The organism is Moorena producens 3L (assembly GCF_000211815.1).
GTDB classification, from domain to species: Bacteria; Cyanobacteriota; Cyanobacteriia; order Cyanobacteriales; family Coleofasciculaceae; genus Moorena; species Moorena producens.
This window is the reverse complement of the sequence record NZ_GL890941.1, coordinates 1-12,070: the sequence shown is the minus strand read 5'-3', so window position 1 is coordinate 12,070 and position 12,070 is coordinate 1. Positions and strand designations below refer to the sequence as shown.

At 44.7% G+C, this 12,070-nt stretch carries 6 protein-coding genes; 4 read left to right on the top strand and 2 right to left on the bottom strand.

The window, feature by feature from the left end:
• Positions 1–284: 284 nt before the first annotated feature.
• Positions 285–1,268 (top strand): 3'(2'),5'-bisphosphate nucleotidase, encoded by a 984-nt coding sequence (locus LYNGBM3L_RS20455; RefSeq protein ID WP_008187336.1) that lies wholly within the window; start codon positions 285–287, stop codon positions 1,266–1,268.
• 125 nt (positions 1,269–1,393) lie between these two features.
• On the opposite strand, the gene LYNGBM3L_RS20450 is transcribed toward LYNGBM3L_RS20455, so the two are convergent.
• Complete coding sequence (locus tag LYNGBM3L_RS20450) at positions 1,394–1,585, bottom strand: hypothetical protein (RefSeq protein WP_008187328.1); 192 nt, start codon at positions 1,583–1,585, stop codon at positions 1,394–1,396.
• A 276-nt stretch (positions 1,586–1,861) separates the two neighbouring features.
• Between LYNGBM3L_RS20450 and LYNGBM3L_RS20445 the strand changes: the two genes are divergently transcribed.
• From LYNGBM3L_RS20445 to LYNGBM3L_RS20435, 3 genes are all read left to right on the top strand, one after another.
• Positions 1,862–4,240, top strand: a complete 2,379-nt coding sequence (locus LYNGBM3L_RS20445; RefSeq protein WP_008187327.1) for a lytic transglycosylase domain-containing protein — start codon at positions 1,862–1,864, stop codon at positions 4,238–4,240.
• Positions 4,241–4,378: 138 nt separating this feature from the next.
• On the top strand, positions 4,379–5,356 hold the full coding sequence (locus tag LYNGBM3L_RS20440) for an ABC transporter ATP-binding protein (RefSeq protein WP_008187326.1): 978 nt from the start codon (positions 4,379–4,381) through the stop codon (positions 5,354–5,356).
• A 126-nt stretch (positions 5,357–5,482) separates the two neighbouring features.
• Entirely contained in the window at positions 5,483–6,319 is an 837-nt protein-coding gene (locus LYNGBM3L_RS20435; RefSeq protein ID WP_008187325.1) for an Rpn family recombination-promoting nuclease/putative transposase, read from the top strand.
• Positions 6,320–6,528: 209 nt separating this feature from the next.
• Here LYNGBM3L_RS20435 and LYNGBM3L_RS20430 read toward each other — a convergent pair whose 3' ends face one another.
• Complete coding sequence (locus LYNGBM3L_RS20430) at positions 6,529–10,938, bottom strand: nSTAND1 domain-containing NTPase (RefSeq protein WP_008187324.1); 4,410 nt, start codon at positions 10,936–10,938, stop codon at positions 6,529–6,531.
• Positions 10,939–12,070: the final 1,132 nt, after the last annotated feature.

The window sequence follows — 12,070 nt, the reverse complement described above, 5'->3', positions numbered from 1 at the left end:
CGGAATTTCCTAGCTAAGATGCCAGCAATGGAGATTAGTTCCCCCTTTGTAATGGTTATGACACCTATGAATGACTGCCAGTTCCTAGCTCTGTCCCTAAGGTCAGGGAAAAACATGCTGCTAGGCCACAAGCCTTTAAAACCAGGCAGTTCGTAGTCAGTAATAGGTAATCCCTAATTGGGATTTGTGATTACTCAAGGGACTATTACCTATTAGCTATACCTATTACCCATGACCAAAAAAACTTCAAAAAACCTTTTCGCCCTTAGGAGCAGTTATTTACAATGTCTTATCAACAAGAGAAACAGGTTGCGATTGAGGCAGCCTTAGCCGCTGCCAAAATTTGTGAGCAAGTCCGGAGTGAACGGGTGACTCAAGCTATGGAAAAAAGTGACAAAAGCCCTGTCACTGTTGCCGATTATGGGTCTCAGGCAGTGATTTGCCGCTTACTTGCCCAAGGCTTTCCTAATGATCCAGTAGTGGGTGAAGAAGATGCTGCTGATTTGGTGGAACCAACCATGGCGAATCAGTTGGCACAGGTAACCAGTTATGTGCAATCTGTAACTAATGATGCTACTCCTGAGGCAGTGGTTAGTTGGATTAATCTAGGCAATGGAGAGATTGGACCTCGCTACTGGACCTTAGACCCGATTGATGGCACCAAAGGGTTTCTGCGTAATGATCAATATGCTGTTGCCTTGGCTTTGGTAGAACAAGGTGAAGTGAAAGTAGGAGTGCTAGCTTGCCCAGCTTTACCCGTCAACCTAGCACAACCAGATGGTGAACGGGGTGTGCTATTTGTGGCAGTACGGGGTCAGGGAGCAACCATGGTACCGATTAGTGGTGGGGAACCCGAATCGATTCAAGTCACTGATGCTGACAATACAGCAGAACTCCGGTTCGTCGAAAGCGTGGAGTCTGGTCATGGTGACCATTCTCGGCAAGATTTGGTAGCTAAGGCGGTGGGAATTACTGCAGATTCCCTGCGGATGGATTCTCAGGCTAAGTATGGTGCGGTTGCCTCTGGTCAAGCAGCCCTTTACCTACGTTTACCGTCATCGAAGTATCCCAACTACCGTGAGAAAATTTGGGACCATGCTGCAGGCACCATTGTTGTGGAGGAAGCTGGTGGGCTTGTTACAGATATGCATGGCAAGCCCCTGAACTTTTCGATCGGTTCTAAGCTAGTTGAAAATCAGGGTGTGGTTGTCAGCAATGGTGTGATTCATGAGACGGTGTTGGCAGCACTGCGGGATACAGCTAACTAGAAACAGCTAAAGCACAGGGCAGATCAGAACCTAGGGCAACGATCCGGCAAGGGAATAGTATTTCTCTTGCCCAAGCATCCCCGCGCGTAAACGCGCGGGGAGTTTCATTCACACTTATCGCTTTATTAAGGGATTAACCATTGCGCAACAATTGGTGGGAAATACCCAATCCAATATCCCCAGTTTAATGATTGGCTGACTGGAGCAGGGATCATCTCTCCTCGAAAATCCAGCAGCTGGACAATAATTAAGTAAGCGATCGCTAGCAATATCGATATAGCTCCAGTTATAATAGCAACTATTTTTCCGCGTTCCATAAGTCTTCTATCAAATCACAGCACGGTTGTGGGGTTCCTAAATATGGTTAAAGGAATAGAGGTTGGAATGTCAGATCCTGTCCGGTTCTTTCAGTAGTGTTTATAGTTAAAGGTGTTTTTGGGTCAGAGTAATGGTGCATTGGTAATGGCTCGTTGAGTGATCATAATCACCAATTACTCAAGCTTAACAATACCAATGCTGCCGGAGATGATGTCACAGAGCTTTCTATTCCCAAAATCTCATCCTAATATGGACGTGCATCAGAAGGAGGCTCTATGAAACGGTCACGTTTGAAATTCTCCCGCTACTATCCTTTATTGCGCCAGCAATTGCGGCAGCGTACCAGACGACAAATCCTACTAGCGTCTAGTGTGGGATTGAGCCTACTGCTGATCTCGATCAGCATCTTAGTGTTGATTGATCCCAAGAACCCGCTAGGATTAACCAGTTGGGTAGTGTTGCTCCCCCAGCAAATCATGGGGCGCAGAAATCCCAAGGACACTACAGTACTAAAACTAGCATCTCAATCCCCCGAGGAGCGGGTGGCACAACTCGAAGCGATCGCAATTGGACCAAAATCCCTCAATCGTGGTCGTGCTCGTTACCTATTGGCCGTTGATGCTATAGCTGGGCAGCAGGGAAGGGAGGCACTGCGTTGGTTAGATAAATTAGAGTGGGAATATCCAGTATTAGCAGGACATATTGTGCTCAAACGAGCACAGGCTTACCAATTCACTGGGGACAAAGCTCAAGCCCAACAAGCTTGGCAGGAGTTGCTCCAACGCTATGGTAATCAGCCAGTGGCAGCTGAAGCCTTGTATGCCTTCTTGTCAGATGATTCACCCTACCGCAAACCAGAAAAGGAATCTATTGCTCCGAAATATGCCAGCACCATCTGGAGTTTTGAGCAGCCCTGGTTGGCAAAAATACAGCAGATGTATGACTTTTCTGCGGAAGAGCCAAAATACTGGGAACGAGCACTGAAAAACTATCCTTCTCATCCTCGCATCATTGAATTAATCCAGCAAAAGCTTAAGGATCAGCCCAATCAACCTGAACTGATGCTGTTATTAGCCAGGTATACCTTTGACCAACCAGGGGTTACCCTAGTGCTAGATCAACTAGTTAGTAATTACGGAAAATCTGTCGATGATAAAAATCGTGCTATAATCCAGCCGAAAGATTGGGAAGCGATCGCATTAGCCTATTGGAAAGACCGCAAATATGCTCAAGCCAGTGCTGCTTATGGCAATGCTAAACCATTACCTAAGCATAGCTACTTAGGGGCTAGAGCACTTCAGTATGCTCAAAAGCCCAGAGCAGCTAAACTGGCTTATAAAAAGATGGTCGAGGAATTTCCCGATGCCAAGGAAACTGCCTTGGCTTATCTCCAACTAGCTGAACTAGAACCACCCATTGACAAGATCCCGTATTTAGACCAAGTTATCGATCGCTTTCCCGACCGAGCTGCTGAGGCACTTTTGGCCAAAGCCAAAACTCTAGAGCAACTCAAAAGTCCCAACGCTGCTGAGCAAGCCTATCAATTGTTAATCGACAACTATAGCAATTCTGATGCAGCAGCGGACTATCGCTGGCAGATGGCTCAAGAGGCGGCACAAAACGGAGACATCCTGACAGCTTGGCATAACGTTCAGCCGATCCTTAAGGATAATCCCCACAGTCTGATCGCCCGTCGGGCAGGGTTTTGGTCGGGAAAATGGGCAACTCAGCTAGGACGGAAGCAGGAAGCCGAAGCAGCGTTTAAGCAGGTAATTACCAATCATATTCAATCATACTATGCTTGGCGCTCAGCGGTACAGTTGGGTTGGGATGTGGGAGACTTTACCACACTGCGCCAGTCATCCCTTACGTTAAACTGGCCAACGGTGCGACCCGAGTTACCTGTGGGCTCAGCAGCTTTGAAGGAATTGTATCAGCTTGGTCAAGACCAGGATGCTTGGAGCCTATGGCAAGGGGAATTTCAAACTCGCCTCAAGCCGACTGTGCCACAACAGTTTACTGATGGCTTGTTCAGGCTGGCGATGGGAGAATACCTCAAAGGAATTTCCGAGGTAGAGACTCTCGAAGACCGAGAAACCTCCCAAGAACAGGAGCAGTACCAGAAAATCAGGAAAAAACCGGCTTACTGGCAAGCCCTCTATCCCTTTCCCTATCTAGAGATAATCGAAACCGAGTCAAAACAGCGTAACATTAATCCTCTACTGGTTATATCCTTAATTCGTCAAGAGTCCCGATTTGAGGCAAACATTACATCAGTTGCTGGTGCCATGGGCTTAATGCAAATGTTGCCCAGTACTGCAGCTTGGGTAGGGAAATCCATCAATTTTAACGACTATAAACTCGATAATCCCAACGATAATATTAAACTAGGAACCTGGTTTCTTGCCCATAGCCATCGCGTGTATAAGGATAACTCCGCATTCGCCATTGCTAGTTACAATGCTGGTCAAGGTAATGTAGGGAAATGGCTAAAGGAAAATGAACCCATTGATTTAGATGAATTTGTGGAAACTATACCCTTTAGTGAAACCAGAAACTATGTCAAGCAAGTTTTGGGTAATTACTGGAATTACTTACGCTTATACAATCCTGAGGTTGGTCAGCAGTTAGTAGACTTTTTCGCTCAAGAGTAATCCAGCAAGACTGACCGTAAACATTCAGCCAGACCTTACCCGATCAGCTATCAGGAATTTTATTAAGAATAGACACAAACACCCCCAAAATAGGGAATAAATAAATATAGATTATATCCCTCATTTCTGAGCAACAGGATGGAGCAATCTACTCTCACTTTCCCCCCCCAACTCACCACCTCTGAAGCAATCCCAGTGGTTCAGACCTCCCAACTGCGCAAAGTCTACCGCACTGGCTTCTGGCTCAATCAAAAAATTGAATCCCTGAAAAATTGCTCCCTAACGGTCTATCAGGGAGAAACCTTTGGATTACTCGGTCCAAATGGAGCCGGGAAAACTACCCTCTTAAAAACCTTACTAGGAATTGTCCGTCCTACTGGCGGAGAAGGATGGTTACTGGGACATCCCCTTGGTAATGTAAAGGTCAAGCAGCGCATTGGTTACTTACCAGAAAACCCCTACTTCTATGACTATCTCACTGGCTGGGAATTTTTGCACTTTACGGCTGGACTATTTGAAATTCCCCATGAGGTAAAACGTAAACGCATTCCTCGGCTGTTAGAACTAGTAGGATTGTCCCAATCAGCAGCACGCAAGAAACAACTACGTCAGTATTCTAAAGGGATGCTCCAGCGCATCGGTATGGCCCAGGCACTGATTAATAACCCAGAAGTAGTATTTCTCGATGAACCCATGTCCGGTCTTGACCCCATGGGACGCTACCAAATCCGGGAAATTATTATGTCTCTGAAAGCTCAAGGCAAGACTATTTTCTTCAACAGCCATGTGTTGTCAGATGTGGAGAAAATATGCGATCGCATCGCTATTCTCGCTAATGGGGAATTAATTTGTATGGGAGCGTTAGATGAACTTTTGGGTACCGATAACACCTACCGAGTTAAAGGCAAAGGTGGGAATATAGAGATTATCAAACGGTGGTTGATGGAATTGGAATTTGAGGATGATTGCTGGTACGGTCAATTGCGAGGGGAACCCCAAGAGTTTATGGCTTCCCTCCGGCTGATGGATGCCCAATTGATGAATATGACTTTAAATCGTCCTTCTTTGGAAGAGTTTTTTATGAAGCAGTTGAATAATCCGGGTTTGAGGGAGTAGGGAGTCGGGAGTCGGGAGCGGTGCGACCCGTGGCGAATTTAATTCGCCTACGGAAAGCGCACCGAGGGAGTCGGGAGTCGGGATCCAGCAGAATCCCTGAGACGGGCACTCTGATATAATCGTTTAATGTTCGATAATACCTGCAAGTTCCTCGCTGAAAGCTTTTCGGAAGATTTTGCCTCCTGGTTACTTGGTGAACCCATCACCATGACCCAACTCAGTCCATCTGAACTGTCCCTTGAACCCATTCGAGCGGATGCTTTGATTTTGCTGAATTCTGATGATTTTGTCCTTCACGTCGAGTTTCAGACTAAACCTGACTCAACTATGGCCTTCAGAATGGCAGATTACCGCCTAAGAGTTTTCCGCCGTTTTCCCAATAAGCAGATGCGCCAAGTGGTCATTTACTTAACCCGTTCAACTTCTGCACTCGTTTATCAGACAGCGTTTGAGATTCCTGGTACTCGTCACGAATTTGAGGTGATTCGGCTATGGGAACAACCAACTCAGCCGTTTCTGGAATCGACGGGGTTATTGCCCTTGGCTGTGCTGACACAAACCCCCGACGCTGCTCAAACCTTGCGTCAGGTGGCTGCAAGAGTTGAGGCGATTCCAGAAATGAGGATACAGACCAATGTGGCTGCGTCCGCTGGGATTCTAGCAGGGCTATTATTAAAGAGGAACTTCATTAACCAGGTTTTACGCAGAGATATCATGGAGCAGTCTGTAATTTATCAAGACATTAAGGATGAAGGCCGTTACGAAGGGGAACAATCTCTTATACTCCGCCAACTCTTGCGTCGCATTGGCGAAGTGTCCCCAGAAATACGAGCGCAGGTTCAAGCCTTATCCCTCCCTCAGCTTGAAGCTTTGGGGGAAGCGTTGTTGGACTTTACGAAACCTGACGATTTGGATGAATGGATGCGTTCACTATCTGTTGCTGATAGCAAATCGAACTCGTAGGTAATGCTTTCGGTGGGATAAGCCCTAGAGGCATAGCTACGTTTAGCGCACGACTTCTCAACCAAGATTAACGAGAGTGCGATCGCTTTTAGCGGAAGCGAAGCGTGACTCGCGTAGCGTGGCCTACGGCCAATCGCACTTCCCAAGCAACCGTAGTAAATCTGCCTACAAGTGATCGCACTTGTGTGCCAAGAGTTTTTGGAGTGCGATTAGTCTTCGGTGATCGCCAATTTTGGTACATTCTCGCAGAGATTGCGATCGCTCTTGTCAACATTGGGGTTATTCTCAAGATAGTCACGCACCCTATCACAACTCTTGGATAGGAGTTCATCCAATCCTCCAAACTGCCACAACTTTGCAGTACCATTCTGGTCAAGGGTAGCTATTAAGCTACCATCAGCACTTTGACTTATACTGGTTAATTTGTTTTTTTGCTGCCCTTTGAAAGCAGTCAATAATTTTCCTGATATATCCCATACATGGATATAATCGCTGTCCGCAATAGCTGCTAATAAGTTACCCTGAGTATTAAGAACAATACTATTCTTATTGAATCTGGGGTTCTCAGCACCCTTAAACCGAACTAATTCCTTCCCAGAATCCAATTCATTACCAGGCTTCAATTCCTTTAAGACGATAGTGGGTTTATCTACATGTTCGTCATCTAGTAAATCCACCACCAACAGCCTGCCATCCGAGCTAAAAGCGATACGAAGAGGTAATTTGAAGGGCAAGGTTTTCCAGTTTTTTTTGTTCAAATCCAACAGATGGATTATACCATCATCATTTTCTATAACAGCCAGACGCTTGCTATCAGGGCTAAAAATAAGCTGGCTAATTGGTTTTTTGAATTTTCGGGGTGGATACAATTCCTTTCCATTTAGATCTAATAGGCTAATCGTATTATCTTTGTCTACAGCAGCCAATTGCTTACGATCAGGGCTAAAAATGATTTGACTTATGCCTTGAATATCTGCAAATTGCTCCCACTTATTATTATTAGCATTCAAATCTAACAAATGGACACTCCCATCTTCTTTTACAGCAGCTAGTTGCTTGCTATCGGGGCTGATGCTGAGACTTTTAAACTTCCCCTCAATTGGGATTAACTCTTCCACTTGCTTGTTCTCTGTTTCCCACAAGCGAATAGTCTTGTCATCACCTATACTAGCAATTTTTCTGCCATTCGAGCTAGAAATAACCTCACCAATACTACCTTGATGCCCTTTCAGTTCAAATTGTAAAGAATGAAACCCAGATGAATCATGAACACTAATAATACCATTATTCTGTTGACCGATAATCAGACGACTATTGGCATCAAAACTGATGCTTGCAGCTCTGCTTAGGGGTTTAAAACTCTCCCACGATTCATGATCTAAACTAACAACATAGGCAATGCTGTTATCAGTGCCATAGGCGGCTGCCAAGTATGTACCATCAGGGCTAAAAACGAGGTTCCCAAAGAGTTGACTCTCACACGAATAACACCCATAAAAATCTTTAAACTCTGCTAACTGACTGCCAGACACAAAGTCTGACAAGCGGAGGGTATAGTCAGATTCGTTAGCTACAGCTACAACTAGCTGGTTCTTGGAGTTAAAGCTAATACTACTGAAATTGTCTTGATCCTTTTTTAATAGCTTCGGTTCATTTCCCGTTAAGTCCCACAGGTAGATAGTGCTTGTTCGGTCTTTATAGGCTACAAGCTTCTTGCCATCAGGACTGAAAATGATCTCACCGCTCACCTCACCGCTCACTTCGCAATCTTTAGACTGTGAGATAGAAGCTATAAGCTTTGGTGGCTCTTCCTGTTTTTCTTCCAAGTTCCACAGGCGAACAGTACATTGCTTGTCAATGGTTGCTAATAAGCGACCATCCTTATTAATATCAAGATTGACTTCACCTTTATGTCCTGAAAATACTTGGGCTAGTGGTTGTCCCATCAACTCTTGTAAGCGGACAATACCATCATATCCTGCTGTAGCAATCAGTAACTCACCATCCTTAAAAAACATCTTCTTAAAGTTTTGAGGCACTTCTATGCGGTTACGTTCTTTCGCTAAATAGAATACCTTTTGCAAAGTTCGTAACAATTGATGTTGAAGCTCACTTTCTGGCTCCATTAAAAACGGTAGCTCACTTTCTGGCTTGAATAGGGATAAGTATCCAGGCCAATCTTTAAGAACTTTCCCTGCCCGTAAACTGTTAAGCAACGCATCCAACTCTTGGTTTGGTAAGGTCGATTCTGCAGATTTTATATTAGTTCTGACTTGACCTATCAGTACCTCTCTCTGTCCAATCAAAGAAAAGACCAAACCCGTACCTAACCCTAGCATAACTGCGATCGCAACACCCCAATTCCGACGAGTATTAAAGCTTTTTCGCCCAATACTGCGCCGCACAAACTCAGCTTCTACTTGGTTAAGCCAGTTATCATCGGATAAATATACCTTTTTCAACAAATCAAGACGAGGGTTAGCATTCCAAAGAAACCTTGCCTGTTGCTGGCTTTCCCACTCCTGGGCTGCGGGAGTCAACCGCCGTTGTAGAAGTAAATTTTCCTCATTCTCAAGCTTCCACTCCAGCAACCTTTGCCAACCCCGCACCAAAGCATCATGGGCAGGTTCCACATAGGGATTCCCCTCAGCATCTTCTCCAATAACCAGTAACCGTGCATTGCTAAAGCGCTCAATTACTTCCTTCACTAAACCATTTTTCGGTGGTGGATATTCTAGTTCCGATAACGGTACCCGCCTACGGGCTAACTCACCCCCACCTAGTGCCACCATCCGCAGCATCACATCACGGATTACTTGGTCATAAGCGGGATTTTCTTGAACTAGCAAATGATACTCTTTATCAGCCCTTTGAGTTAGCGATCGCATTACTCCCCCCAATTCCATATAATCGGCTTGAGTCAACGCTCGGTCAATAGTAATACCGCTGTATTGTGCCTGCCGTTGCCGCCTTAAATACTTGAGATACAGTTCACTTAAGGCAAAAGACAGCAGGGGCAATGCTCCGGGCATATCCGCCACTTCATCAATCAATTGTTCTACTAATTCGTGGGGTTGAACATACATTACCCGTGCTTGAGCCGGTTTTTCTATCGCTTCCCTTAGTTCCCCTCGTGTCATCGCCGGTACAATAAATCGTCCACTTTGCCAAAGATTTATCAGTACCTTAGTTCCCAATTGATTTAGTACTTCCGGTGCCAACTTTAAGCCAGCATCCCTGACTTGGGGTTCAAAATCAGAACGTAGGGTTAATACTACCCGTAATTTATCCCGATGGGCATTGATGGCTGTGAGTATCTGTTGGAAAAACTCCTTACGCTCATCTAAGTTTTGACAGAGTGTAATAATTTCTTCGCTTTGGTCAATAAACAGTAATAACTTAGAGTTGGGGTTATTTTTCGCCCAAACATCAATGCTCATTGCCAGGTTATGCTGGGGGTTTTGTGGCTCTACCCCTGGTAACTTAGCATCAGTCAGCACATTATTTAATGCTTCCAAGGGAGTCTCACCAGGACGGATGGTTGGCAAAATACACCATTTCTCGGTATTATCTTGCCGTAGTTTGGGAATTAATCCGGCCTTGACCAAGCTAGATTTACCCGAACCAGAAGCACCCAACACCACTGTCAGGGGATTAGCTTTGACAAAATAGTCTAACTTTTCTATTAGTAATGTTCTACCGAAAAACAGTGAACTATGTTTCTCGTCAAAGGAGTTTAAACCCTGATAGGGATTTTGTGACTCATCCAATGGTGGTGCTGGCGGTAAGTTAAGTTCATGTCCCGGAGAAAGAAAGATATATTCTCCCTTATCGTGCTTATTTAAACACCAAATACCAGGGGTTTGTCGTAGACGGTATTTTTCTGTGGGAATTTCTACTCGATCCCGTAAATGTAAATATAATTCTGTGGCTGTAATTACCCCATCTCCAGCTGGTTTACCATTCGTAGCAGGAGGATAGATATCTGCTTCCCCTTCGAGGGCTTCTAATAATGCCGCCGCAAAAGGGGAATGATTGCCGACTTGACTGCGTTCGCTATCTAAATTAAAGTTATCTAAAGCCTTTTGGTCAGAAGCTGAAGAAGTAATAATTTGCCAGGCTGGGTCACTAATAAAACGGTCGTATCGTTCTTGGTGAATTACTTCTGGCGATGTGAGTAAATCCCTAGTATTCGACCATTTAAAAGCACCAGCAAAACAGCAGTCGAGGATACCCAAAAAATGACGACAGGGTAATTGACTTAAAGCATCGTGTAACTTCGTCATGGGCAGATAACTATTAGTATCCCCCAGTTTGGCATCTTGAGGAATTAAGTAACCAGCCGGGCCATCATCCCCATTGAGAGCGACTCCATGACCAGCAAAGTAAAATAATAAGCGGTCATTTTCAGTGACTTGTTCGGGTAAGGTATGGGATAAAAATTTGTTAAACTTAGACAGAGTTGCCACTTCGTCTAGGCATTCCCAGACTTCGTAATCATGCTTCTCGCGGAGAATTTCTGCTAGTTGTTTAGCATCGTTGACGGCGGTGTTCAGGGTGGAAATGCCGTTTGTATAGTTATTAATACCGATGATAAATGCGAGGTTGCGGGAGAACATATAGCAGTTGGCTATTTTATTAAGTTAAGTGTCAAATTATGTTTTTTTTTATGAAATAGGAATAACCCCTTATTAAGGGGCAGATATGTTTCAAAATTCGTAAGCATTTAGCTAAGAGGTTGTCTGAGAAGTCTCATTTGCTACATCCAAGCCCCCGTTGGTCCCCCAATTTTGGGGGACTTTTAGAAGCAAATTGACTCTTGTTCCCCCCAAGCGAGGGATTGCTCGCTTGGGGGGCTAGGGGGGCAAAATTCAGTATCAAAAAACTTGGGAGATATCCTCTAAGGCAATACCTGCTGAATCCTGAGGGCTAATAGCCGATTTTTAAGTATCTATAAACGTAAGCATTCAGCCGTCAGCCGTCAGCCGTCAGCCGTCAGCCGTTCGCGTAGCGTGGCCAACGGCCAAGGCTCACCCTTGGCCTTGGCCAATAACTGATAGCTGAATGCTGATGGCTAATGGCTGATAGCGGAATGCTTACCTATAAACTTATCTGGCTAACCACCAAGAATTATGCAGCAAATTTTCAATGGTGGCTCTCCCACAGGATTTACCCACCAAGACTCTTAAGTCCCCATCTTACCCCTATCCCGACAATCTTCTGTTCCCTAGGCAACACTTCTGCCTATTACCAATTACCAAGCTTCATGGATAAATTGAATAAAATTATTGGCTTCTCTAGGACTGATACTAACAAAAATAACCAGATAAATAATTAGCATTAGGCTTAATGTATTGAACTCTTTCATTTCTAATTTCCTCAGATTAGTTAGTGATTGACTTAGTGATTGACTGTAAGCATTCAGCTGTCAGCTGTCAGCCTTTGGCCGTAGGCTACGCTACTTGAGGTGCCGTCAGCTTATGCCTATAGCGCATTAGCTGATAGCTGATAGCTGACAGCTGATAGCTGATAGCTGGCAAGGGTAGCTTTTCAACTAGCCCGTTAGACCTAGACTGAATCCTGAAATTGCTGTAGTTTAGAACTCTTCAACTTCCTCTAGTTTCGTTGCTTTTTCTAGGTTTTAACAGTACCCTTGTGGGTACTCTTAATCCTGGAACTGTAAGCTTTAGGACTGTCATTACTTAAAATTACAATTTCTACCCAAAGCTAGCTATACAGGAGTTTTTCCCG